The following is a 24,710-nucleotide window of genomic DNA, read 5'->3' on the forward strand; positions in this document are numbered from 1 at the left end:
TTGCATACCGATAAGGGAGAAAGGAGTCCCTTACATGCGAATTACCCTGTCCATGTGGCCCCAGCGACGGCGGCCGAATACGACAGGGTCCAGGACGGTCCCGAAGCCTTTTCTCGATGATGCCCAGTGGAATTCCATCAAAGATCTGTTTGCGAACCCTCTTCCATCCCCACTGGGAGGCCGACCACGAGTCGAGCCTCGACCGTGTCTGGAGGGAATTCTGTGGGTCCTGAAGAGCGGAGGGCGATGGCAAGATTTACCAGAGCGATACCCGTCTCCTGCAACATGCTGGCGAAGGCTCAAGGAGTGGACGGAAAGAGGAATCATGGTCAAAACGTGGGAACGACTCCTTCAGTCCCTTGATCGACAGAAGCGGCTGAACTGGTCGCAGGCAATGGGTGATGGCACCATTTCGCCTGCAAAAAAAGGGGCGCCGAGGTTGCTAAGACCAAGAAAGGCAAAGGAACGAAACTCATGCTGATGACGGACGGTAACGGCGTCCCCATCTCGGGGTTCACAATTTCTGCACAGGTCGCCGAAGTCAACACGATCGAGACGCTGGTCGACATTCAAGTTGCTGGCCAGAGACCAGAGAGGCTGCTGTACGATAAGGCGGCCGATGCGGATTGGGTTCGTGACACACTCCAACTGCGAGGTATGGAGCAAATCACACCCCACCGAAAAGGCCGGAAGAAGCCGTCTCGACAAGACGGGCGAAGCCTGAGGAGATATGCGAGTCGCTGGAAAGTCGAACGCACGATCAGCTGGTTAGGCTATCAGAGAAGACTTCTTGTCCGGCATGAATACTACCCGCATCTCTTCGAAGGTTTTTTCCACCTCGCCTGCCTAATGATATGCTTGAACCGGTTTTGAAACTGCTTCTAGGACCTTTGGCGTTCTTTTTTCGGATCGCTTCGATCTTCCAGCGGTTCTCGAGATGGGCCTTCAGCCAGTGATTGGGGAGCAGACCGGCGACGAACAGCATGTTCTTCGTCAGGATGAGGAGGAGGCTCCATCATCCGCTCTGCTGTGTTATCTATCTCCAGTAGACTGTTCTCGTTGCGGGCGGCATACCGCCTTCAACTGGTTCAGCGCGTAGGTAACGGCCCGCCCGATCGGGCTCATGGGAGCACCCGGTTCTGTCTTTTTCTCAGCCGGACTCGGAAGGCTTCCAGAATCGGAACGGCGTGCTGCTCGCGCGCATCCTATTGTGCCGCACCGGTCAGACCTGTGGCTTTGAATTCCTCTTTAAGCTGGTACAGCTGCGCGATGCAGATGGGAAGATCTACCGGGATACTGCACGTCTGCGCTGCATCGTCGCTGCACGCCGATTGTCAGTTCGCCCCGCTTGGTGACTTGATGATGATGTAGTCATCGCGAAAGCGGAGCCATCTCCGCGAGAATTCTCGCTGTGAATCGACTCTCTTCTGATCGAAACTGCTTTGTTCGAAGGATCCTTGCCAGCCAGAGCCAGCTACTTCCTGATATTCGTAGTTCGGCAATATGCCCACTACCATCCGGGGGTCGAATCCACGCTCTTCAGTAATGGAATATAGCAACGCTAACAACCAGGCTCGCTCGCGGAACGATCGCTTCTCATCCTCCAGCGACTCAAGCATCGCTGGAACCGCTTGCCAACTCATGGTGAGCAGTTCACCCTGTGCGGATTTCGGATCCAGGAATTTGTGAAAGTTGTCGGTGTATTTTCCTACTACCATGCGCAGCTTCTGGTTCCCGTCCAGCTTGCGAATGAGGTCCCGTGCTTGCTGCATGGAGACCGGTTGCAATTCAATCGTGATTTTGGGTCCGTGTTCCACTCGCACAACGAACGGCTCGGATTTGAGTACAATCAGCCGTTCCAGCAGTAAAACATCCTCGACTTGGCCGATATCGATTTGATCGTGGTACAGGACCTGGACCTTGTATTCGCCGGGTACCTGGATGTCCACATAATCGGACATGGACAATTTCGTCTCTGATGTATCGCCGAATTCCAACGGCCCGAACCACGTCGTCCCCAAATTAAGGGCCGCGCCGTGTCGAATCGGAAGCATCTTGCCATCATCATCCCAGACGTGAATGGCCCAGCGAGCACAACCGTTTGTGTGCTTGATCCATACCGGGATTTTTTCAACGTCCTGATTTTTCAGTGCGACCTCGAGAATAGGGAGGCATCGCGTTCCCGCCTTTACGGTCGGTGGAATCGTGACAATGATTTGCAGCGGATCCGCCCGATGCTGCACCCGGCGCAAGGCCGTCAACCGTTCCAGATTGTGCTCCAGATTATGGACAATCGCGGCCTGTTTTCGCCGACCTTCGTCATCTGATTTCATCGCCTGAAGTTGCTTTCGAGCCAGTTGTGGAACTTCTGCACTCGTTCGAAGCTTCGCCCGCAAGGCCTGCTCAACGCGCGAACCACCACGCGCGATAAGCTCTTTAAGCACCTCCTCGTAATAGGGTGTTGGATCATCGAGCGATAACCAGAGGGGACTTGGTGCCGAGTCAAGCCCGCAGATTAGGTCCTCTGTACTCTGCTCCTTCAGCAAGATCCTTTCCGGCGGCTCATGGGCCTGCGTAGATCCGATGATCAAGACGACGGCACCAGCCGTTGAAATGAGTGGTGCAAAAACGAGTCGAGTGAAAACAACGAGGAAACTGGCGAAGTGACGACTCATCAAGATGCTCCACATCCGAGGATCGATAATGCGCCTGGACGCCAAGATTCCAGATTGGCTGACGGAGAGTGGTTAGCAGACTTCGGCGAACGTGGGAATGTCAGCATGTATTAACGGTTGTGGATTCCCGCTTCCCGCGCCAACAAGAAGATTTCGCCCTATCACCTTCCGCTTGACTGCTTTGAAACCGCCCAGACCGATGTCAGTGACATCTCGTAGTGCACGTTCGCAAACTGGTGCCACGGATTGGCGCTTACGGATCGAAAAGCCCTTGTTTGGTTCTTTCCTTGTCCGTTACAGACCAAAGATGTGAACGGTTGATTCGTCCCAACCCATAGGTACCGACCTACGATGAAGAGATGAGTTGGGAAGGTCCACTTTGACACTGCATATCTGTGATATCAGTGGCAGTGGCTTCCAGCCGCTGGGCTTCAGCTATCACCGGCTGGAAGCCGGTGCCACGTTTTCGGTCACCGCACGGTGACGTCGCAGTCGACATCGGGAAGGGCGGGACCGCCGATGTACGCCCGCAATCTCGCAGCTCGGACAGTGACCTTCAGACAGCATCTTGATGCCCGTGCCCTCGGGCCGGCGCATTGGCAAGTGAGCTTTCTTCCAGAGGTTTGGAAGTTTGCAATGGCGATACTGCCGTTTGTTGCTGACATTGCTTGCGCCAGTCAATCTGATGTGGGGACATAAGAAAGACGCGCGAAGTGGCCGATTCGCAGTATCGGAGCTTCGCGGGGAGGACGACAGCGAGATGGGGCAGGGTCCGCACGTACCGTTTTTCTGGCCGTTTAACTCCAGGGCGATTTGCTCCCCTTCATCTCATGGGCCTTTCATCGGCATCTAGATGATGAAGAGGAAGATTTGGACATCGACCGCGACTGGTCGGCAGGATCTTGTGGGCGTCGCGACGGCAAAGGGGCGCATATGAGAGAGGGGGGGAGATTGATGGATGTGCGGGTATTGTGAGGGGACGGGGAGGAATCGAAGACAGCGGCAGGATGCCGCTGCCATGCCGGTGCCGTCTTGGCGACGAATCTTGGTGGATGGGGAAGGGGTGAAACAGAGTGGGGCTGGCCAGCTGGTCAGCCTTTGGCCAGTCGTTGGCCAGGCCCATGTGCTGCTTTGATCACGGTTTACAGATTTTCAGGGGACTGGCCCGGCTGGCCAGGGATTTCGGCGCGAGGGACTTTCTCGTCTCTGACTCTTGCGGGCGGGGCGTGTTGGTACTCGATGAGTTGGGGAGGGGGCATCTCAGATGAAACAGATGAATCAGGTGAAACAGAGCCCAGACGATTTAATGACAGGGTGGAAACGAAATGGTGCGCGGAGTCGCAGAGACGGCGCACAATCTTCGCTGCAGACGGGGGTGGCGGCTTCAACTTGGCCGGTTGATTAGATGCTCAAGGTGCTCACGGTTGAGCACCTTGAGCATCTAATGGAAAGCCTTGAAAAACAGGGGATTGATTGATTAGGTGCTCAAGATGCTCAACCGCGCGCAGCGTGCATTTCCTTCCCGCGACCGCGACAACCTGGATAACTTGCAGAAGTTCGGCAGATTTTTCCTCGGGAAGTCAGCGGAATCGATGTGGGGGATGGCCGGATGGGAGGGGATCGCCTTGGCGGAACGAGTTCTCCCGCTGGCGGGGCCTGCTTCCTTGGTGGAGCTTACGTGACGAGGCAGTTAGTCGACGGTATACTCGTGAGCCGATCGTGCGAATTCGACGACCTTCGTCGGCCACTCTTTCGCCCTTTTTTCACCTGATAAATGGAATCACGACGATGACGTCAGCGGCGATCAGCCCAGGTGTGACGCGAATTGGCTGGATTGGGACCGGTGTGATGGGTTCCAGTATGGTCGGCCATCTGATTGCGGCTGGCTACGCCGCCACCGTGTACACTCGTTCCAAATCCAAGGCGGACCCGTTGGTCGCAAAAGGGGCGAAGTGGGCCGACAGTCCGAAGAAAGTCGCGGAACAGTCGGACGTCGTCTTTTCCATTGTCGGATTTCCCAGTGATGTGCGGGAAGTGCTGCTGGGCGAAAACGGTGCCCTGGCGGGATCCAAAGCCGGGACGATTCTGGTCGACATGACCACCAGCGAACCGTCTCTGGCCGTCGAGATTCACGAAGAAGCCCGTGAAAAAGGGGTCCACAGTGTGGACGCTCCTGTTTCCGGTGGTGACATCGGCGCGAAGAACGCGGCTCTTTCGATCATGATCGGGGGGGACAAAGAGGTGGTTGACTCGCTGAACCCGCTGTTTTCGACGATGGGCAAGACGCTGGTCTACCAGGGAAAAGCGGGTTCCGGGCAGCACGCCAAGATGGCCAATCAGATTCTGATTGCCACGAACATGATTGGCGTGTGTGAGTCGCTGTTGTACGGCTACAAGGCGGGTCTGGATCTCTCCACGATGCTGCAGTCGGTCGGCCCTGGTGCCGCCGGCAGTTGGTCACTGAATAATCTCGGCCCCCGCATCATCAGCGACAACTTTGATCCGGGTTTCTTTGTTGAGCATTTTATCAAGGACATGGGAATTGCCCTGTCCGAGGCGAAACGGATGGGCCTGTCCTTGCCCGGTCTGGCCTTGGGCGAACAGCTCTATCTCTCCGTCAAAGCCAAGGGATGGGGTCGAAACGGGACTCACGCGTTGATGTTGGCATTGGCGGAAATGTCGGGAATCGATTGGAAGAATAGAAAGTCAGTTCAATGATACGTAAAGGCGAACAATTCGCTGGTTTGACCGTCGCGATCGTCACTCCATTCAAGAATGGTCAGGTCGATGAAGTCGCGCTGAAGAAAATGGTCGACTGGCAGATTTCTCAGGGGACAAACGGCCTTTGTCCCGTTGGTACGACGGGCGAATCCCCGACATTGTCCACGAAAGAGCACGAACGCGTGATCGCGATCGTCTGCGAACATGCGGCCGGCCGGATCAAGGTCATGGCGGGCACGGGCTCCAACAGCACGGCCGAAGCCATTGAGTTGACTCGCTTTGCGAAGTCGGCGGGTGCTGACGGAGCGATGATGGTCGCCCCGTACTACAACAAGCCAACCGGCGAAGGGTTCTACCAGCACTACCGTGCGGTCGCGGAAGCGGTTGATATCCCGATTATTCTGTACAACATTCCCGGCCGAACCGCGAAGAACATGGAACCGGATGTGGTCGCCCGCATCGCCGAAATTCCCAGTGTCGTCGCGATCAAGGAAGCCACCGGTTCGATGGACCAGGCTTCTCAGACACTCGCCCAGACCAATCTGACCGTTCTCAGCGGTGACGACAGCCTGACGCTGCCTCTGCTGGCCATGGGGGGGAGCGGAATTGTGTCGGTGGTGGGGAACATCGTTCCGGCCGACATGCTCCAGTTACTGAAGGCCTTCAAGGCGGGTGACATGGCCGAAGCCCAGCGCTGGCACTTCAAGCTGTTTTCGCTGTGCCGCGACATGCTGGGGATCGCCACCAACCCGATTCCGGTCAAGGTCGCCATGAAGATGCTGGGCCGCGATACGGGCGAACTTCGGCTGCCACTGACGCCGTTGTCGGCTGCGGAAGAAGAACGATTGCGAAAGACATTGCAGGCTTATGGCCTGCTGTCCTAGCGCGCATGGTAACTTGAGTTTGTCGCGTGATTGGCAGACATCCCAATCCGCATCGTCTGCTGCGAACAATGGCGTTAAGTCCCATTTAACGCCGTTGCGTCGATCCTTACTGGTTGAGAGAGGGGCTGAATCTGATGGTCTTCGGGTTTGGAAAGAAGAATCAAAATACCCGCCACGAGGAAGACGACGACGATGATGATGACGATGTCGAGCTGGTGAATTTCCAGGGTGCCATGAATGGAAACACCGCTGACATGGCCGCGAACGCGCGCCTGGTCCAGGCGGCCCTGCGTCCCACCAAGGACCTGATTACGGACGCGATCGAGCGGCGGGCCGAAGTCATTCGTGTCGATGTCAAAGGGGAGCGGGCTCAGGTCGCTCTCTCGATCGACGGAATGCCTTATTCCGGTGGCCGACTCGCCAAACAGCAAGCCTCCGCCATCTTCCAGATGTTGAAAGTCCTTTCGGGGCTTGATGCTCGGTTGAAAGGAAAGGCTCAGTCGGGGGGCGTGAAAGCCGAATTCCTGGGCAAAAAGTACGAGCTTTCGGTCGAATTCACGCCGCAGGCAGAGGGGACCGAGCGACTGGTTGTGCGCGTTCGGGACCTCAGCCAGAAGCTGGAAACACCGATGGATCTCGGTTTCAGCGATTCGTTGCGCCAGACGATCCGTGAAGTCACGGGCCACCGGCACGGCCTGATCATCTGCTGTGGCCCGGCGGGGTCCGGGGTGACGACGACCACCTACGCACTGCTGCGCGGGATCGACGTTTACCTGTATTCGATCTATTCGATCGCCAATACAACGCGGGAACTGCTGAATATCAAGAAATTCGACGTCAACCCGGGCGACGATCTTGCGACCTCCATGGGTCGAATGATGCGCGAAGAGGCGGATGTAATCTTCGTCGATCCGATCCGGGATCAGGATACGGCTCAGCAACTCTTCAGCGTTGCCGACAACATCTGCATCGTCAGCGAAATGCAGGCGAAAGACTGCTCCAGTGCGATCGTGCAGTTGCGCGAATGGGCAGGGGATCCGCAGATGGCGAGCGAGCGGATCGACGCCGTTTTCAGCCCCAAGCTGGTCCGTCTGCTCTGTACGGAATGTCGCGAGGCCTTCCGTCCCAATCCCAAACTGCTGGAGAAGGTGGGTCTCCCTCCGGAAACGAAGGTTCTGTATCGCAAGGGTGAACCGATCGTCAACGAGAAGACCGGTGAAGAAGAGGAACCGTGCGAAAAGTGCAAAGGGGTCGGCTTTTACGGTCGAGTGGCGATGATGGAAGTGATCATCGTTTCGGACCCGCTGCGCAAACTGATTGCGTCGGGGGCTCCTGCAGACCAGATTAAGGCACTTGCGCGGGCTGAAGGCTGTCTGACGTTCCATAAAGATGGTCTGCGACTGGTATCAGAGGGGAAAACTTCGCTGGAAGAGCTCCAGCGCGTCTTTAAATCGTAGGTAACCTCCCTACGGGCGGCAGTTCTTGCTGGAATCGGGTGCGACTTACCCCAGAAATGGGGGTCGACACGTTCAATCACCCCCAAATTCGGGTTGATGCGTTTGGAAGCGGTGACTACAACGCGACCCTCCCATCCCAGACATATCGTTTGCAGGTCTGCGTCGTCCGAGGTCCGGACGTCGTCTGGTCTGCGCCATGACTGCCCATCGTAGAGGTGCCTCGATGCACGTGTCTCTCTCACGTCGTTATCACCGCTTTGACCGATCCATGCAGGTACTGCTTTGGATCTGCTTCGGAGTCTTAGCGGTCATCCCCTGGCAGGCGATCTGCGGCCAAGATCAGCCTGCGGCCCAGATCCTCGAAGAGGATGAAGCGCGGATGACCCGTGAATGGATCGAGAAGATCGGACTCGCGGAAGAGGACGGCGCTTCGACCGCGGAACGGGTCCGGTCCAAAACGACCGACAGCCGTTCGGGCGGTCAGGGAAACTCGATTACTCCTCTGATCATCCGTGGCCAGGGACCAATGGAGATGCCTCCTCCGCCAATGCAACAGATGGGAGGACCGGAGCCGGATGATGGGGGCTTCCTGTTTAGCGATACGCTCTCAGGACGCTCGGGCCAGTCGCTTGGGAACCTCTTCCGGATCGGCGGATTCACAGGTCCTGCCATCGGGCGTAAGCAGGCGATCTATCCGATCGAGATGATGCCTTACTCGCTGATCGACAATAACTTATTCTTCGTCGATTTACGGGCATTTAAGGGTTCTGCCGATACGTGGGGTGCCAACCTGGGGGGTGGTTATCGCCGTTACCTGCCAACGATTGACCGCATTCTGGGCGTGAACGCCTTCTTCGATTACGACACAACAAGTGGTCCCACATTCCGTCAGATTGGTTTCGGTGCCGAGTTCCTGGGCCAGTGGTATGACATCCGTAGCAACGCCTATCTTCCCACCGGGACTTCCGATGAACAGATCTCACTGGTGAATCTGGACGGGACTCAACGGTTTGTTGGCCATTTTCTGCAAGTCAATCAGCAGCGAACGGTCGCGTCCGCGCTGCACGGATTCGACGGCGAAATCGGCTTTCCGATACCCGGTGCGATTCCACAGCGACATGACTTGCGCGTGTTCGGCGGTGGTTACTGGTACGAAAGCAATATGATTGAGTCCTTCGGTGGCTGGCGAACTCGTGTCCAGGCCAGTCCGATTCCCAGCATCCAGATTCAGCTCGAAGTCACTCATGACCCCCAGTTCAAAACGAACGTTGTCTTCGGGGGATCGTGGAGTTATGGGGGATTCAGGCAGTCGCCGGGCGAGCGCAAATCGCAATACGACCGTATGACAACACCCGTTATTCGTAACTACAACATGATTGTAGGCCGGAAAGAGATCACCGATGAGAATGTCGTGGTGATCAATCCGGAAACCGACCTGCCCTACTTTTTCAACCACGTCGACAGCAACTCCACAGCCACCTCGGTCAATGGTGTTGTTGGCGACGGAACGGTCGAGAACCCGTATAAGGTCTTCGCCGACGCTCAAGGAGGCTCGCAACACGACATCATCTTCGTCCATGCCGACAGCCAGTTCACCGGCGTGAACGTCAATCTGGAATCGGACGTCCGCGTTCTGGGGGATGCCTCGAATGTGCTGCACGTCGTTAACACGAACGCAATGAACTCGACCTCGGGCTACGGCTCGACGCTGCTGCTGCCACACGTCATCGCGGCGGGCAGCCCTGGGGAGCGTCCGATCTTTGCGGATGCTCCTGGCGACGGGGTCACCCTGGCGAACCGCTCGGAATTCAGTGGCTTCCAGATCATCGATCCCACCCTGCGAGGGATCGTGGGCGATGGAATCATCGGTTCCACCACCCACAGCACGGTCCGTCAGACCGATGTCTCGGGATCGGGTCTGGCCGCTGTGTTCCTGAACAACACACAGGGAACAGTCCGGTTTGAAGGAAACACAATTAACGACCCGTCCAGCAATGCCAATACGTTCTTCGTAAATGGCACTCAGGGGACCGTGGTCTTCACCGAGGACTTGCTCACTCCGCGTAATGCCTCGGGAGCGCTGGTGCCAACTCCCGGCGTGATTAACAACGTGGAAGGGACCGGCGGCCGGGCTCTGGTGATTCAGGGAACCGCCGCGGGAAGTACTGTTGACTTCACCCGTTCGACGGTGAACGACGAGAACGCACAAGGGGTGCTCGTCCAGAACTCTGCGGGCTTCATCAACCTCGGCAATCTCAACGTGACGAACGGAACCGGGATCGGACTTAACATCCTGAATAACTCGGGGATCATCACGTCCAACGGCACGATCACGATTGATGGATCCGCCGGAGACGCGATCAACATTGAAGGCCTGACGGCGGGAAGTTCCGTCAACTTCAACAACAACATTGACTCAAATAACAGCAATGGATTCGACATCAACATCCTGAACCGCCAGGGACGCGGGATCTTCATTCATGACAACGCAGGGACGGACGCCGGACCGAACATCACGTTCACAACCGGGACCAGCGTTGCTGCCGCTGACAGCAACGTCACACGGCCTGCTATCGAGTACCAGGGGAACTCCAAGAACGTCACCTTTAACAATGTCCGCATCACGAATGGCTCCGAGGGGATCGTGATCGGGGAACTGGACTCGGAAAACACCGGTCGATTCACGGTGAACGGTGACACGCTGATCAGCAACCTGTCGGGTATTGGCATCAATATCTTCGACGACAGCTCGACCGTCCTGTTCAACGGTGGATTCAACACCGCTTCGACCACAATCAATGGACGAGGTGACATCGGGATCGCTGTCCGCTCCAACCGCGGACCCGTTACCTTCAATGGAACGACCACGATCAACAACCAGAATGGCTCAAACCTGCCTGGTCTTGATATCCGAGGAAACTCCGACCTGCGAGGGACTGTGACGTTCCAGACGTTGAACGTTCAGAATGCCGCCGGACCGGCTGCTGCCGGGTTCAACGCGATTGGTGTCAACATCGGGGACCTCGACGGTGTGCGGAACCGTGCTTCCGTCGTCTTCAACTCCTTGAACATCGGCAACCTGGGTGCGGCGACCGAAGGGACTGCGTTCTATGCTGAGAATGTGGGATCGACGATCGGAGCCCTCGTCCCATCCGGCCTGACGATCGGGCAGGGGACCATCGCGGCCCTCGGCGGAACCGCCGTCGATATTCGTAATTCTGCCATCAACGTGAACTTGACCAGTGTGTCGAGTGCCGCGTCGACCACGACAACGCCACAGTACGGTATCAACCTCGTCAATAACCACGCGATCAACGCCACCACGATTCCGCTGCTGGACAACTTCATCTTCACCGTCGGTGCACTGCCACCTAACCCACAAACCGTGGGTGGAACGATCACCGACGCATCCATCGCCGGTATCAACGTCGAACAGACGGATACCAACCTGATCCAGACCGGCAGCTATCGTTTCAGAAGCATGACGATCCTGGACAACACCGTAGGTATCCGGGCTTCGGACATCCTCCAGCTGGAAGTCGCGAACTCGAACATCAGCAGTAACATCGGGGGACTGGGGGTTCAGACAGGTGTTGGTATTGATGCCAGCAACGTCATGCGAGTCGACATTCAATCGTCTCAGTTCAATCTGAACGGGACCGATGAATTCGATCACGCGATCTTCCTGCACGCGACGCGGCCCCTGGCACAACCACAAACCACGACGGTTCTTCCCACCAACGGAAAGTACGTCTGGAACATCACCAACAACACCAACACCAACGGGTTCCTCGGTGGATTCGTCGGAGCCGCCGGCACGGGGGACCTGGTCCGAGTCTCGGGGACTCGTGGGGACCTGGAAACCATCGTCAACACGATTCCGATCCAGACATTCGGTGTTCCGCTGGTCTTCCAGTTTGACAACAACGCCATGCTGGTCCAGGCAGGTGATGTGGGTCGCGTTTCGGGTGTGAACGTCGACTGGACCGGCCAGATCGACTCCAACTCGGTCGTCGACAACATCAACTCGTCGATGAGTAACAACATCATGAACCTGCAGGGATTCAATAACGCGTTTGCGATTCAGAATGCGACGACCCGGTACACGACCAACTTTGCGATCCAGGGGAACACCATCACCGGGATCAACGGTGCCAACACCGGGATCTTCGTCAACAACTTCAGTCAGACGAACCTGAGCATTGGCCGAAACCTGATGACGTTCACCACGCCACCCGTGAATGCCAACCTGACACTGACGGACCTGGGAACGGATATCTCGATCACCAACTCCACCGCCAGAAACTCGTTTGTTGATATCTTCGACAATGAAATCACGATGACCCAGGGCCCGCTGAACCAGGGGATGCTGTTCCGAAACATCCAGGCCCCCGCCTCGTTCGCGTTCAACGGAAACATCATCAACATCACTGGAGCTCAGCCGATCCTGGGCCAGGGGATCAACTTCTCGCTGGTCACCGGGGCGCCAGTCACGCTCAGCGGTGTGCGTAACAACATCGTGAACATCAACGGCAACGGCGTAGGTATTACTTCGCAGAACTGGTACTTTGAACAGCCCACGAATTCGACCTTCGGCCAGTTCCTGATCAACGGATTCTCGGGCCCCTGATCGATCCGAGATTCGTCCTGACAGAATCGAACCTGAAAGAGACACCTCAGCATGATTCCCTGATTCAGGGGTTCATGCTGAGGATTTTTTCCGTAATCTGGTCAACGTTTTCAGTTCTCTCAATGGCGACGGGATGACACTCTTCGAGATTTCGGAACCAGGTCTGCTGACGTTTGGCAAACTGCCGGGTTCGCATTTGAATGAGAGTAATCAGGTCTTCGACGGCGGCTTTGGGTGGCACCGTATCAGCACCCGTGACGCCGGAGTCGGGGCTAATCGACTCCAACCAGTCGATCACTTCCTTATAGCCCAACGCCTGACGGGCAGTCTGGCTGAGCGAATGGGGTGGCGCGGTCAGCCGTTTCACTTCGTCGACCAGCCCTTCGGCAAACATCTGGCGGACACGGTCGTCGATTCGCTTGTACAACCAGTCCCGAGGAGGCGACAGCCAGTAGACTTGCTGAGGACGAACACCCAGCGGCAACGGCCCTTGACGCTGCAAGTTCGAAAGAGGTTGCCCCAGCAGTTCAAAGACTTCGAGGGCTCGAATGATCCTGCGTTGGTCGTTCGGATGAAGGCGGGCAGCCGCTTCAGGATCGACCTCACTCAGTCGATCATGCAGGAACCGGGGGCCGTGCTCAGTGCTGAGGGCCTCAAATCGTGCCCGAAGCGACCAATCAGCGGGTGGCCCCTCAAAGACGCCTCGAAGGACTCCCCGCAGGTACAGACCCGTCCCACCGACAAACAAAGGAGTGCGACCTCGCCCGACGATTTCACGACAGACGCCTTCCGCCGCCGAGACATATTCCGACAGGCTGTAATCCTGATTGGGGTCCAGGACATTAATCAGATGGTGCGGAACGATTGCCTGTTGCTCGGGCGTGGCCTTCGCGGTGCCAATATCCATCCCCCGATAAAGGGTCATCGAATCCAGCGCGATAATCTCGGCATTGATCTTCTGGGCCAGTTGCAACGAAACGGCAGTTTTGCCACATGCCGTAGGCCCAGCCAGAAACCAGCACCTGGAAAGGAGCTCGCCCGAAAATTCCACAGTGTTCCTTCCTGCGATCGCCAGAGTCACTTGGACCAGGGTGGCAAGCGACCCGGCGATCATCCCTGACTCTCATCGGACGGTTTGGAAAATTCCTCTGCGGCAGTACGTTTACCACGCAGGAAATTCGGCGAAAGTACCGTTGTCAATCAATCGGCCGAGGCCTATGTTTAATGAAGATGGCTGGGTTCGGCCACTCGTTCGGCCAGATTCGACAGCAACGAGCGAGTTGCTTCCAGTTCCGTAACTATGCTTCTGCAGGAAGCATTTTGAAAGGACAAACGATGCAGGCGTCATCTTTCTCATCCACGTTCGTCTCGAGTGGAACTGATAGAACGGCAGTCAGATTCCTCGTTCAACTGTCAGTCGCCGCCGCGATCCTCTTTGGACAAGGAAACTGGAAGATGGTCGAATCCGCCAACGGCAACGATGAGAAAGCGGCATCAGAAGGGGCAGCCCCACCCGCAGCAGCGAAACTTGAGGAAGCCACATTCGGTTCCGGTTGCTTCTGGTGCACCGAGGCCGTTTTTCAGCAGTTGAAGGGGGTCAAGTCGGTTGTCTCCGGGTACAGTGGCGGGCACGTCGATAACCCAACCTATGCCCAGGTCTGCACAGGGAACACGGGGCATGCTGAGGTCATCCAAGTCACCTATGACCCCAAGGTTGTCAGTTACGTCGACCTGCTCGAAGTATTCTGGAAGACGCATGACCCCACGACACTCAATCGTCAGGGTGCGGATCGTGGAACGCAGTACCGTTCGGTGATCTTCTATCACGATGAATCGCAGAAGAACCTTGCGACTGAGTACATGAAGAAGCTGGACGAATCGGGTGCCTTCGATTCACCGATCGTAACCGAGATCTCGCCGCTGAAAGTATTCTACCCCGGCGAGGACTACCACCAGAACTACTACCGCAACAATCCGGACGCCCCTTACTGCAATGCCGTCATCAAGCGGAAAGTCGCCAAGTTCCGAGCGGTCTTCAAGGACAAGATTGCGTCGCCGACAAAGAAGTAGCCGGAGCGGCGACGGGCTGCGTGAAAGACTGCAACACCAGCAGAATGGCGCCAGTGACCAGATAGCTGTCTGCCAGGTTAAATGTGGCCCAGTGAAATCCCCCGTTAAAAAACACGAAGTCGAGGAAGTCACGAACACCATAAATCGGACGGCCGTTGAGATCGAGATGACCGTGCAGACCGAGACGGTCGTAAAGATTTCCAAGGGTGCCGGCCAGGAGTAAGCCAGAGGAGATTGTCAGCCACCAGGACTCGACCGCCTGACCCGTGTACAGGAAGTAAACCAGCACAAAAACAGCAAGAACACTGAGTGAGGCGAACAGCCAGGTTTGTCCTTGCCCCATGCCCCACAGAGCACCGAGGTTAAATGTCGTGGCAAACTGAAAGTCGACAGGAATGCCCAGAAACGAGCCACTCCAGACTTCATGCTGGTGATGCGGTTGCAACCACTGGAAAACCGCGTGTTTTGACCAAAGATCACCGATCAAACCGCTGGCCGCAATGACCGCAAAACAGATGTATCTCGCCCAGGGACGGGACGCAGAGGAACAGGTGGCAGTCGCCGTGTCGCAGCTACTCGCCGACCCGTCGCCTGAAGTTACATTCGTGCCTCGCGTTTCCGTTCGCATTCGACGCAGTTCCTGGCGTAGGGGATTTCTCGCAAGCGAGTTTTGGGAATCATCGACTTGGCTGGGGAGCGACCCGCTTCGCGGCATCCGGCGCAAACGCCGAAGGTTTCGTCACTGATGCGTTCGAAAGCCTCTTCGATTTCCTCAAGAACTTCCTGCTCATTTTCCACGCGCCGCAGCGTAAACTCCTGGTCGTAGGTCTCGGTCCCTAACTCAGCGAGATGCGTCGGAGATTTCGACTCCGAGCCATTCTCGTTCCGATCCAAGGCATCAGCGGTCAGGTGCAGGACATCGCCACGGACACGTGCACGAAGATTTTGCAACAAAACCTTAAACTCTTCCAGCTCAGTTTTCTTCAGCATGGCCAGGTTCTCTCGCGAGGTTCACACACGGTGCTCTACAGAGGGCGAGCTGAGGATTATATGTTTCTGTCATAACCAATATCAAGGTGCGGCTTTTTGCACAGCTTTAATTACCTTGAGCCAATTCGCGCAGGGGCCTACGACCCGCGCCGATAGAAAGTTCGGCGCATCCCGCCAAAATTCCGAACTGAAACGTTGATCCCCAGAGGAAATACGATGCCCGGCCTGCCACGCTCCTGGCCCGAGCGGGTGCCGTGTCGTGGCGCCCAAGGTGTTTTGAGCGTTCGACTTGCAGTTACCGCGCCGTCATGCTCTCTCCGGAACTTGCCGAACCACGATGCGATTGCCGGAAATCGAAACCACTTCAAGGTTTGCGTCGGGAGCAATGAATGGGCCTTCACTGATCACGTCGACGGACCTATTCTCAATTTGAGCTTTACCTGCGGGACGTAACATCGTTAGGGCATGCCCTTTGTCGCCAATTTCGATTGAAACCCCCGATCCAACTGTCCCGGCGAGAGACGCGCCCCGCAAACGTGGCTCGTCGGCTCCCCCGCCGGGCGGGCCGAGAACCAGGGAGTCGAATCCCGGCATTGAGGGAAGATACCGAGTGATCGCCAGCCCAATCGCGAAAACAATTCCGAACGCCAGCATTATCTGGCCGGTTTGCCACGTGAGTTCCTCAATATTCGTCATGAAATCGAAGGTCCATGAATGGCCAGCCATCACCAGCGAGCAGATCACAAGCAGTATGCCGGAGACACCAAAGACTCCAAAACCAGGAATCACGAATGCTTCGACAGCCAGGCAACCCAGACCAAGCACGAAGAGGACCACCTCCAGCCATCCGGCTGTCCCCCCCATGAAGTTGCTCCAGAAAAACAGGGAAAAACAGAGCACGGACATAATCCCCAGGATGCCCGTCATGAAGTGCAGTTCCAGATAAATCAGCGCGACCCCCAAAACGATCATCAGCATCACCATTCCAGGATGATTTAGACTGAAAACCAGCCGATCAACCCAGGTCTTGGCGATCGGAACCAGCTTTGTCGAAACAGGGAGACCGATCCGGGCCTTCAAGTCATCAACGTCACTGACGGGAGATTCCGCCAGCTTCAACTCGTGTGCACGGGTCCCATTCGCAGTGAAGAGCAGTTCACCGTTGGTTTCGCGCAACAGGGGCCCCTGGATCCACTCGCCATTGGAAGCGTGTATATCAAGCTCGCTCATGTACCAGATCTGGCCGCTATCCCGATGAGTGACCTGATAGACTTTCATTGTGCGGTCAGCCATGGCTTCGCAAATGGCCGCGGGGCGATGTTTTTTTTCGGCCAGCTCACGCAGCGCCACCTTGAGAGGGCTGAGGATTTTTTCCGGTGCACGCTCAAACGGTTGACCGGGACGCATCTCGATCGGTCCGGCATCCCCGATCTTTGCATCGGGACGTAGATAGATATCGTCACACCCTAACGCGATGATTGCCGCGCCACTGATCGCTTCTCGCGGAACATAGGCAATCGTCCGAACCTTGTTAGATTCAAGATCCGCAATAGCGTTTGCCAGGGTAATACTGGCAACGAGCAACCCGCCAGGCGAGTCGATCTCGAACACAATCACCTGTGCGCCATCGGCGACCGCACTACTGATTTGCCTGATCAGGAAACTTTCCTGAAGTCGATCGATAATTCCATCCACCTTGATCAGACGGGCTTTGCGATTCTCCTTCTCGAATGCGGTCTCGCGAAGCGAGTCTCGCTGGAGGCCATAGAGTGTCGCCACCGATGTCCGATTCTCGGCGGTTTGAGAGACAAGAATATCCAGTGACCTCGCCGTGCTACCCCGAAACAACCCAACCGAGCCGGGATCCTTGACGATTTCCACATTTTCGATCGTAACGTTCGTTCGACGAAGCGTTTCCAACTCGTCCTTCGTCACGACGCGGGTCTCCAGTTCATCCGTGCCCGCAGCCATTGAACGAACTCTGACGCGCCACAGTTGCTCCTGCGGATCCATCATCCCCCTCACGATCGCCGCATTGATTTTGCTGTTGTGGCGTTTCTGAGCCATCGCGAGAATCGCTTGCTGCTCTTCTGCCTCGAGGGGTTTGCCTCGACCAATGTCACCCAGTTCCGCATCCGGATGCATGACAATTTGTTTACAGGCCAGGGCGAGCAAAACATTGGGACCCGTGATGGTCGCAGGAATCCAGGCCACAGTAGTGACGTTCGCCACCTGGGATGAAGTCAGGAACTTGGACAGCCCCTGAATATGATGAAACTGGCTGGTCCCGGGTTCGATCTGGAGCACCAGCACTGCAGGGCGATCTTCTTGTGTGGCTTGCTGTTGAAGACGTAGGGCGGCGGAAGAAATCCGGCTGTATACAATATCGTCAACAGGGCTTGTCACCGTCACGAACTGCCCGAGAGGAACTCGTGTTCTCGCTACGGGTTCCTCCTGTCCGTCGGCACCCCGGACGGGAGCGAACAGGATGATTGAGAACAGGCTGGCCAATACGATATCGCGTACTGTGTCAGGCTTTGATTGGCACTTCATACTTCCATTCCCCAACGCGAAAACCGCCTGGACATTGCATGCACGGGAATCGATCTCGAGAATTATAACGGGATTGGGGCCTCAGAGGAGAAGCCCGTTCCTTTTTATTCTGCGATCTCTACCGTAGTGATGAACGGACAACTGCCTGAACCGGTTCATGCCGACAACGATGCCGCACGGACGAAATCTGTTGTAACTTACGACACACTATTCCATCGGAAAGTTCTTGAACGATGACGGAAAAACCAACTTTGCTCAGTGCTCAACAAGGAAGAACGCTCGCCGTCGTCGGAGACGTCTATCGTTTTCTCGCGACCGGGGAGGAAACTCATCAACAGTACTCTCAGTTTGAGGCGACCGTCCCGCCAGGAGGAGGACCTCCACCCCATACCCACAGCCGGGAAGTAGAAGGTTTTTATATCCTCGAAGGAGAAATCACATTCACCATCGGTGACAGCAAGTTCGTTGCGACCGCGGGAATGTTCGCCAACATGCCTGTCGGGGTCGCACACGCTTTCAAGAACGAGAGCGATCGCCCCGCAAAAATGCTCGTGACGGTCGCACCTGCCGGTTTGGAGAAGATGTTTTTTGAATTCGGCGTACCTCTGGCCGAAGGCGCCGTCACCGCGCCCCCGCCGACAATGGAAGAAATCCAGAAATTACTTCAGATTGCCCCCAACTACGGCATCGAGATCCAGCTTCCCCCCCGATAATGACACCTCCACGGTTTCTCCAACCGGTTACCTAATAGTCAGTCGGAATTCGCCCTTCCCGTAGTGGCCTGCGGTTTCAAATCCGCCGCGAGCAAGACTCATATGGTGAACAGCATCAGATGTCCCGCGCTACGATGAACCAGCCAGCGACGCCCCATTCTTGAACGACGGTTTACTTGCATATACATTGAGCGAGCAATCGAGGAACCCCCTGAGACCCGTGAATGGCCAAGTCTGCGACCAGCATTGAAACAATCGCCACCTCCTGCGTTGCCGGGCGGTTGCGATTGCTCAACCGTGTGGTAACGAATACCTACGACGACGCCATGCGCCCGCTCGGCCTTAAACTGACGCAGTTTATTATTCTGGCTGTGACCGCGAGGCTGGGAGTTGCTCGTCCCTCTGATGTCTGTAAATCCCTGGAACTGGATGCTTCGACTCTCAGTCGTACAGTCGAACGAATGGTGGCCAAAGGGTGGCTGGAAATTATGCCTGACGAGGACGGGCGATCGCATCCCTTCCGCCTGACGGAAGCAGGGAAGCGGCTCATGCAGCAAGCAATCCCCGCCTGGGAACAAGCTCAGACCCAGGCAAAGACCATTCTCGGCGACGAGGGACTGAAACTCCTGGACGGCGCGATCCACCGAATCAAGTCTCTCAACTCCCCACGTTAGTCACGACGCTGCACGACAGACTATTTTTTGAGCTCATCAAAGCAGAGTTCGTCCGCGGGACGAATATCTGCTTTCAAGATCTTCTGCATCTGGTCCAGGGCGTAGTCGCACTCCTCGGGCGTATTCGAGGCGACACAATCTTGCGGGACGACGAGCTTAAAGTCACGCATGTAGGCATCATTCGCAGTGAATAAGACACAGATATTGGTCGCGATTCCTGTCAAAATCAGGGTCTTCACTTCGAGATACTCAAGCAACGTATCGAGCGTCGTTGAGAAGAACCCCGAGTGCTTTGGTTTCAACACGAAGTAATCGTCTTCCTCGGGACGCAGGGACTGCACGATTGGCTTCCCCCGGACACCGTCACGCAGGCAGTGTTCCACCTGGGCGAGAAGATCAGAGCGCCAGCGGCCAAAATTGTCGTTGACGTAGATGACGGGGACGTCATTCTCCCTGGCTCGCCGTTTGAGCCCCGCAATCTGCTGAGCCATGGAAAGGGCGCGCGGCAGCATCGATTCCGCCTCGGGAAAATCCAGATCATTAATGACATCGATCAGCAGCAACGCTACGGCCGACTTATCTGGAGCACTTCCATGAAGGTCTCGATTCCGCCGTGTCATGATCCGTCCTTACTCCGAGTTACCAGCACTCCCCTCAGAGGGCTGGCACGCCCTGCGCATTGTTCGATTGATCACTCAGTTGCTCGCCACATCGCTCCGCAGTTTTGTCCCACTCAGTCAGGGAGAAATCGATTTCGGCAACGAAGCCAGGATATTCTCAACCGCCTGTGGCTCGGGCGGTTTGACGAGATGGTAGTCAAACCCGGCTTCTGCAGTCCGACGCCGGTCCTCCAGTTGCCCCCAACCGGTCAAGGCCGTCAGCACCGTCCCTTTCATCTCAGGGTTCTTACGGATCCGACGTGCCACTTCGTACCCGTCCATCCCCGGCATGCCGATATCGAGAAAAATCACAGCGGGGTGAAAGGTCTCGGCCAATTTTAGAGCAGAAAGTCCATCATGGGCGACCTGTACTTCGTGGCCGTGCAGGCGTAACAGCATGGTCAGACTGAGAGCTGCGTCCTGATTATCATCGACGACCAGCACACGATGACGCGCATGAGGAACTTCTGCTCCGTCCGCCGTGTGATTCGAGTCGTCACCATTCTGCTGCTGGCGATTCATCAGCAACAGTCGGACTGTGAATTCACTCCCCTGGCCCAACCCCTCACTGGTCACAGACACACTTCCCCCGTGCATCTCGACCAGATTCTTAACCAGCGTGAGTCCGATACCGAGCCCCCCCTGGGCCTTTGTTGTTGCGTGGTCCGCCTGAACGAACAGTTCAAAGACTCGCGGCAGCATTTCGGGTGCGATTCCGATACCAGTGTCTTTCACACTGAGCACTGCCAGGTCCCCCTCGCGTCGGATGGTCAGATGGATGTGACCTCCTGCGTCGGTATACTTGGCAGAGTTAGTCAACAGGTTTCCGACAACCTGGGTGAGCCGCACGGGATCGCCGTCGATGACCAGCGATTCCTCCGGCAGACTGATCTCCAGACGATGCCCCTGAGAATCGATGAGTGGACGGGCCGTTTCGACGGCGCGAGCCACAATCGACGCGAGTTCCACCGCTTCCTTACGCAGTTCAATCTTTCCACGCATCACACGGGAAAGATCAAGGAGATCATCCACTAACCGCACTAAATGATGAACCTGACGCTCCATCATCTCACGTGACTGTCTGGCGGTTGCCTCGTCCACCTGCGGCATTTTCAGGATCTGAAGCGAATTGCGGATGGGGGCCAGAGGATTCCGAAGTTCATGGGCGAGAGTGGCCAGGAACTCGTCCTTCCGTCTGTCCGCATCAATCAACTCGCGATACATCCGCGTATTTTCGATTGCGATTGACGCCCGGTCAGCAAGGTCCTGGGCAGTGACAAGATCGACTTCGGTGTAACGCTTCCCCGACTCGGCCCCGATGAAGGTGACCACTCCAATGATTCTGCCGCGGACCTTCAAGGGGACTCCCAGGTAGGATTTCAGCCCCAATTCCCGCAGGACATGAAACGCTTCATCATCTTTCACGGATTGCCGGAGAAGTTCTTCGCTGATCTCGGGAACAACCTCGGCCCGCCCCGTTCGAATGACGTTCCACGCCCCCCGCGTCGAGATCTGATCACCGGAGAAACGTCGGTGGACCTCATGAGCCAAAGCAACCCGAACGGGATCGACATGAGCAACGGCGACGCGTCTGAGGACACCGTCCGCCTCGACGAGATCGACCGTGGCCCAGTCCGCAAAGTGGGGAACGGCCAGTGAAGCCACTTTCTGCAAAGTGCTGTCAAAATCTTCGAGAACAGCCAGCGAAGCACTCGCTTCTGCGAGGAAGCGAGCGGTTTTCTCACTCTCACGGACGGCAGCTTCCGCGCGACGTCGCTCAATAGCGACGCTGGCCGTACTGGTCAGAACGTCGACCAGTTGACGTTCCCCCTCAGTGGGCTGACGCCTGTTCGGAAAGTAAACGGCGAACGTCCCCAGGACCTTTCCCTCGGAGGAATGAATGGGAGTAATCCAGCCCGCAGTCAACCCGTGCGCGAGTGCCAGTTCCCGGTTCTCAACTGTCACGTTCTCGTTCGCAAGATCAGCAACGAGTGTCGCCTCGCCTCGAAAAGCCGCCAACCCGCACGCTCCTGCATCGGGGCCGATCACGATGCCGTCCATCGCGCGGAAATAGTCAGCAGGAACGCGGCGACCTGCCGTTGCACGAAGTCGCTTGCCGTCGGAACTCGCTAATTGCACCATCGCCACGAGATTATCCTCGGCATTCCCCTCCATCACTTCGCACAACGCATCGAGCACATCCGGAAGCGGTGCCCCTTGAACAAGCAGTTCCAGAACTCGCTTTTGACCACGAAGAACCGCCTCACTCCGTTTGCGATCCCTGATGTCTCTCAGGTAGGCCGTGAACAGGGGCAAGCCCTCTGAAGTGGAACGGGTGATGGAGACTTCAAAGGGTGTTTCCGTGCCATCTGCGTTGAGTGCCGACAGTTCATGACGCTGGCCTACATGCGCGCCGATACCCGTTTGGAGGTAGCGTTCCAGTCCCTCGTAGAATTGCTGACGCAGGGCCACGGGGACGAGAAAATCGGCCATGGGTTGTCCCACGATCTCACTTCGTGAATAACCAAACGCCTTCTCTGCGGCTGAATTGAAATCAACAACCTTCCCCTGGTGGTCCATGGTGACGATGCCGTCCAGCGCGGTTTCCAGAATCGCGCTTTTCCGTGCTTCACTCGCCTTGAGTTCACGTTCGGCTCGACGATGCTCGGTGACGTCGCGAAACACCAGTACCACACCGATCATGTTCCCCGCTTCATTGCGGATCGGTGCAGCACTATCATCGATCGGATGTTCGTCCCCATTTTTCGCGATCAGAATGGTGTGGTTTGCCAGTCCCACTACGGCACCATCGCGCAACACTTTTTCGACCGGGTTCTCGACTGTCCGCCGCGTCTGCTCATTGCAAATGACAAAGACTTCGTCGAGCGGTCTACCTTGCGCTTCCGCGATCGTCCAACCCGTTAACCCTTCCGCAACCGGATTGAGCAACGTCACCCGGCCGGATGTGTCCGTGGCAATCACGGCATCGCCAATACTGGCAAGAGTGACTCGCAGCCATTCGCGTTGATCCCGAATGAGTCGTGCGTTTTCTTCCGCCGCCTTGCGGGCAGCGGCTTCTTCAATCAGTTTTCGCGTGTTCTCCTCTGCCTCTTTTCGCGACGTCATATCCCGCGTAATCTTGGAAAAACCACGCAGATGGCCATGCTCGTCCTTCAGGGCCGCGATCACCACATTCGCCCAGAAACGGGAACCATCCCTGCGAACCCGCCAATCCTCATCTTCATACCGACCTTCCTCCCGCGCACGCCGCAGCGCGTTGTCCGGGCGGCCTTGATGGATGGCCTCCTGAGGATAGAACTTCGAAAAATGCTGGCCGATAATCTCATGGGCCGTGTATTGCTTGATCCGCTCGGCACCCGCATTCCACGAGACAACGTGCCCCTGGGGATCGAGAACAAAAATGGCGTAGTCGGTCGCTGTCTCGATCAACAGGCGAAATCGCTCTTCGGTTTGACGAAGCGACTCTTCCACTCGTTTTCGGGCCGTCAGATCCCGGGTCACCTTCGAGAATCCTCGCAGATTGCCATTCACATCGCGTAGAGCGGTGATCACAACCACGGCCCAGAATTGGGATCCGTCCTTGCGTAATCGCCAGCCCTCGTCCTCGAACCGTCCTTCGGCAGTGGCCACTTTCAATTCATACTCGGGCCAGCCCCGGTCGATCGCCTCCTGCGGATAGAACTTCGTGAAGTGCTGGCCAATGATCTCGTCAGCCCGATACCCCTTGATTCGCTCAGCCCCCGCGTTCCAGGTGGCCACTCGCCCCTGGGGATCGAGCATGAAAATCGCGTAATCGGTCGTCCCCTGCACCAGCAACCGAAACTGGTCAGATTCATGTCGTGCCCGCTGCTTCTCCTGAAACAGATGGACAAAGCTTTTGACCTTGGCCTGAAGAGCAACCGGCATGATCGGCTTACTCAGGAAGTCGACTGCACCGAGCGCGTAACCCTCTTGCAACTGCGATCGCTCAAGATCTCCCGCAGTGATCAAAATGATGGGGGTGTGATGAGAACGCTCACCCGATCGAATTGCAGCGGCGGTTTCAAAACCACTGAGGCCGGGCATTTTCACATCAAGGAGAATGACGGCGAACTCTTCAGTCGCGGCTCGCTGAATCGCCTCGTCGCCACTGCGAACTTCGACAATGTCCTGAGCCAGATCCTCGAGAAGTGAGCGTATAGCGAGCAGGTTGGACGGATTGTCATCAACCAACAGAATTCTGCCCGAGTCGCCTGATGCAGCGTCAGTGTACGCACGTCCCATCGATTCTGCCATTTATCGCCTGATTACGAAGTCTCATTGATGTCAATCTGCGTAAGCGAAAGCAGAACTGGCGTCCACCCATTGGTGGTCCCACAACGATAGAACACAAATTGCTGCATTTTTCACGCCGCCCGGCAGGAATAGCACCCCCGAGACGGCACATCGACGAGCCCATTGCACCCGATGACCTCAATCCTCGTCTCACAAGGGTGGAGCTCTATCTTCACTTAATTATAGTCTGCGAAATCATGAGAAACCGATAGCGGATGTATCCGGGCTGAATTTCGCCGAACAAACATCCCGACGAGCCTGTGCGACCGGAAAAGAACACCGGCGCACCGCACCAGTCTTGGCCGCAAGCGTAAACCGCCCCGCCCCGTCACGAACTTCGATCACGATA

17 protein-coding genes are annotated in these 24,710 nt (G+C 56.5%); 10 read left to right on the forward strand and 7 right to left on the reverse strand.

From position 1 onward, the window contains the following. The first annotated feature begins 52 nt into the window (after positions 1-52). Together ACGY09_RS11045 and ACGY09_RS11050 are read left to right on the forward strand one after the other, a co-directional pair. Positions 53-481, forward strand: a complete 429-nt coding sequence (locus tag ACGY09_RS11045; RefSeq protein ID WP_397571870.1) for a transposase — start codon at positions 53-55, stop codon at positions 479-481. Continuing rightward, positions 475-873 carry a transposase gene (locus ACGY09_RS11050; RefSeq protein ID WP_397571589.1) on the forward strand — a complete coding sequence of 133 codons (399 nt, stop codon included), beginning with the start codon at positions 475-477 and terminating at the stop codon, positions 871-873. The genes ACGY09_RS11045 and ACGY09_RS11050 overlap by 7 nt, the downstream gene beginning before the upstream one ends. Positions 874-1,334: 461 nt before the next feature. Here ACGY09_RS11050 and ACGY09_RS11055 read toward each other — a convergent pair whose 3' ends face one another. Further along, positions 1,335-2,675, reverse strand: a complete 1,341-nt coding sequence (locus tag ACGY09_RS11055; protein ID WP_397571590.1) for a hypothetical protein — start codon at positions 2,673-2,675, stop codon at positions 1,335-1,337. A gap of 1,490 nt (positions 2,676-4,165) precedes the next feature. On the opposite strand from ACGY09_RS11055, the gene ACGY09_RS11060 reads away from it, so the two are divergent. The 5 genes from ACGY09_RS11060 (at position 4,166) to ACGY09_RS11080 (ending at position 12,367) form a co-directional block, all read left to right on the forward strand. Then, a complete protein-coding gene (locus ACGY09_RS11060) occupies positions 4,166-4,357 on the forward strand; it encodes a hypothetical protein (RefSeq protein WP_397571591.1) in 192 nt (63 codons plus the stop codon). A 106-nt stretch (positions 4,358-4,463) separates the two neighbouring features. Next, positions 4,464-5,393, forward strand: coding sequence for an NAD(P)-dependent oxidoreductase (locus ACGY09_RS11065; protein ID WP_397571592.1), 930 nt, complete (start codon positions 4,464-4,466; stop codon positions 5,391-5,393). Next, entirely contained in the window at positions 5,390-6,280 is an 891-nt protein-coding gene (gene dapA / locus ACGY09_RS11070; protein ID WP_373650191.1) for a 4-hydroxy-tetrahydrodipicolinate synthase, read from the forward strand. The genes ACGY09_RS11065 and dapA overlap by 4 nt, the downstream gene beginning before the upstream one ends. A gap of 134 nt (positions 6,281-6,414) precedes the next feature. Further along, positions 6,415-7,737 carry a GspE/PulE family protein gene (locus tag ACGY09_RS11075; protein WP_397571593.1) on the forward strand — a complete coding sequence of 441 codons (1,323 nt, stop codon included), beginning with the start codon at positions 6,415-6,417 and terminating at the stop codon, positions 7,735-7,737. A 223-nt stretch (positions 7,738-7,960) separates the two neighbouring features. Continuing rightward, complete coding sequence (locus ACGY09_RS11080) at positions 7,961-12,367, forward strand: inverse autotransporter beta domain-containing protein (RefSeq protein WP_397571594.1); 4,407 nt, start codon at positions 7,961-7,963, stop codon at positions 12,365-12,367. A gap of 64 nt (positions 12,368-12,431) precedes the next feature. Here the strand turns inward: ACGY09_RS11080 and miaA are convergent, their stop codons facing one another. Beyond that, complete coding sequence (gene miaA / locus ACGY09_RS11085) at positions 12,432-13,418, reverse strand: tRNA (adenosine(37)-N6)-dimethylallyltransferase MiaA (protein WP_397571595.1); 987 nt, start codon at positions 13,416-13,418, stop codon at positions 12,432-12,434. A gap of 404 nt (positions 13,419-13,822) precedes the next feature. Here miaA and msrA point away from each other — a divergent pair, with 404 nt between their 5' ends. Next, the gene (gene msrA / locus ACGY09_RS11090) at positions 13,823-14,437 is read left to right on the forward strand and encodes a peptide-methionine (S)-S-oxide reductase MsrA (RefSeq protein ID WP_397571596.1); all 615 of its coding nucleotides are present in this window, start codon (positions 13,823-13,825) and stop codon (positions 14,435-14,437) included. On the opposite strand, the gene ACGY09_RS11095 is transcribed toward msrA, so the two are convergent. From ACGY09_RS11095 to ACGY09_RS11105, 3 genes are all read right to left on the reverse strand, one after another. Beyond that, positions 14,403-15,065, reverse strand: coding sequence for a signal peptidase II (locus tag ACGY09_RS11095; protein WP_397571597.1), 663 nt, complete (start codon positions 15,063-15,065; stop codon positions 14,403-14,405). The genes msrA and ACGY09_RS11095 overlap by 35 nt on opposite strands. Next, on the reverse strand, positions 15,035-15,427 hold the full coding sequence (locus ACGY09_RS11100; protein WP_373650184.1) for a TraR/DksA family transcriptional regulator: 393 nt from the start codon (positions 15,425-15,427) through the stop codon (positions 15,035-15,037). Before ACGY09_RS11100 ends, ACGY09_RS11095 begins: the two co-directional genes overlap by 31 nt. Positions 15,428-15,733: 306 nt before the next feature. Continuing rightward, positions 15,734-17,980: an NfeD family protein gene (locus ACGY09_RS11105; protein ID WP_397571598.1), complete on the reverse strand. Its 2,247-nt coding sequence runs from the start codon at positions 17,978-17,980 to the stop codon at positions 15,734-15,736. 233 nt (positions 17,981-18,213) lie between these two features. Here ACGY09_RS11105 and ACGY09_RS11110 point away from each other — a divergent pair, with 233 nt between their 5' ends. Continuing rightward, on the forward strand, positions 18,214-18,693 hold the full coding sequence (locus tag ACGY09_RS11110) for a cupin domain-containing protein (RefSeq protein WP_397571599.1): 480 nt from the start codon (positions 18,214-18,216) through the stop codon (positions 18,691-18,693). 224 nt (positions 18,694-18,917) lie between these two features. Next, complete coding sequence (locus ACGY09_RS11115; RefSeq protein ID WP_397571600.1) at positions 18,918-19,367, forward strand: MarR family winged helix-turn-helix transcriptional regulator; 450 nt, start codon at positions 18,918-18,920, stop codon at positions 19,365-19,367. A 20-nt stretch (positions 19,368-19,387) separates the two neighbouring features. Here ACGY09_RS11115 and ACGY09_RS11120 read toward each other — a convergent pair whose 3' ends face one another. Together ACGY09_RS11120 and ACGY09_RS11125 are read right to left on the reverse strand one after the other, a co-directional pair. After that, on the reverse strand, positions 19,388-19,987 hold the full coding sequence (locus ACGY09_RS11120; protein WP_397571601.1) for a cysteine hydrolase family protein: 600 nt from the start codon (positions 19,985-19,987) through the stop codon (positions 19,388-19,390). Between the two features lie 117 nt (positions 19,988-20,104). Then, positions 20,105-24,322: a PAS domain S-box protein gene (locus ACGY09_RS11125; protein ID WP_397571602.1), complete on the reverse strand. Its 4,218-nt coding sequence runs from the start codon at positions 24,320-24,322 to the stop codon at positions 20,105-20,107. Positions 24,323-24,710: the final 388 nt, after the last annotated feature.

The organism is Schlesneria sphaerica (genome assembly GCF_044336245.1).
In the GTDB taxonomy this organism is placed as follows: Bacteria; Planctomycetota; Planctomycetia; order Planctomycetales; family Planctomycetaceae; genus Schlesneria; species Schlesneria sphaerica.

Excerpts from the sequence above, each read along its gene's own strand:
- ACGY09_RS11115 (WP_397571600.1), top strand. The coding sequence starts at position 18,918 with ATGGCCAAGTCTGCGACCAGCATTGAAACAATCGCCACCTCCTGCGTT.
- ACGY09_RS11110 (WP_397571599.1), top strand. The coding sequence starts at position 18,214 with ATGACGGAAAAACCAACTTTGCTCAGTGCTCAACAAGGAAGAACGCTC.
- ACGY09_RS11095 (WP_397571597.1), bottom strand. The coding sequence starts at position 15,065 with ATGCGAACGGAAACGCGAGGCACGAATGTAACTTCAGGCGACGGGTCG.
- ACGY09_RS11075 (WP_397571593.1), top strand. The coding sequence starts at position 6,415 with ATGGTCTTCGGGTTTGGAAAGAAGAATCAAAATACCCGCCACGAGGAA.
- ACGY09_RS11080 (WP_397571594.1), top strand. The coding sequence starts at position 7,961 with ATGCACGTGTCTCTCTCACGTCGTTATCACCGCTTTGACCGATCCATG.
- ACGY09_RS11065 (WP_397571592.1), top strand. The coding sequence starts at position 4,464 with ATGACGTCAGCGGCGATCAGCCCAGGTGTGACGCGAATTGGCTGGATT.
- ACGY09_RS11120 (WP_397571601.1), bottom strand. The coding sequence starts at position 19,987 with ATGACACGGCGGAATCGAGACCTTCATGGAAGTGCTCCAGATAAGTCG.
- msrA (WP_397571596.1), top strand. The coding sequence starts at position 13,823 with ATGGTCGAATCCGCCAACGGCAACGATGAGAAAGCGGCATCAGAAGGG.
- dapA (WP_373650191.1), top strand. The coding sequence starts at position 5,390 with ATGATACGTAAAGGCGAACAATTCGCTGGTTTGACCGTCGCGATCGTC.
- ACGY09_RS11060 (WP_397571591.1), top strand. The coding sequence starts at position 4,166 with ATGCTCAACCGCGCGCAGCGTGCATTTCCTTCCCGCGACCGCGACAAC.
- ACGY09_RS11050 (WP_397571589.1), top strand. The coding sequence starts at position 475 with ATGCTGATGACGGACGGTAACGGCGTCCCCATCTCGGGGTTCACAATT.
- ACGY09_RS11055 (WP_397571590.1), bottom strand. The coding sequence starts at position 2,675 with ATGAGTCGTCACTTCGCCAGTTTCCTCGTTGTTTTCACTCGACTCGTT.
- ACGY09_RS11045 (WP_397571870.1), top strand. The coding sequence starts at position 53 with ATGTGGCCCCAGCGACGGCGGCCGAATACGACAGGGTCCAGGACGGTC.
- ACGY09_RS11100 (WP_373650184.1), bottom strand. The coding sequence starts at position 15,427 with ATGCTGAAGAAAACTGAGCTGGAAGAGTTTAAGGTTTTGTTGCAAAAT.
- ACGY09_RS11105 (WP_397571598.1), bottom strand. The coding sequence starts at position 17,980 with ATGAAGTGCCAATCAAAGCCTGACACAGTACGCGATATCGTATTGGCC.
- ACGY09_RS11125 (WP_397571602.1), bottom strand. The coding sequence starts at position 24,322 with ATGGCAGAATCGATGGGACGTGCGTACACTGACGCTGCATCAGGCGAC.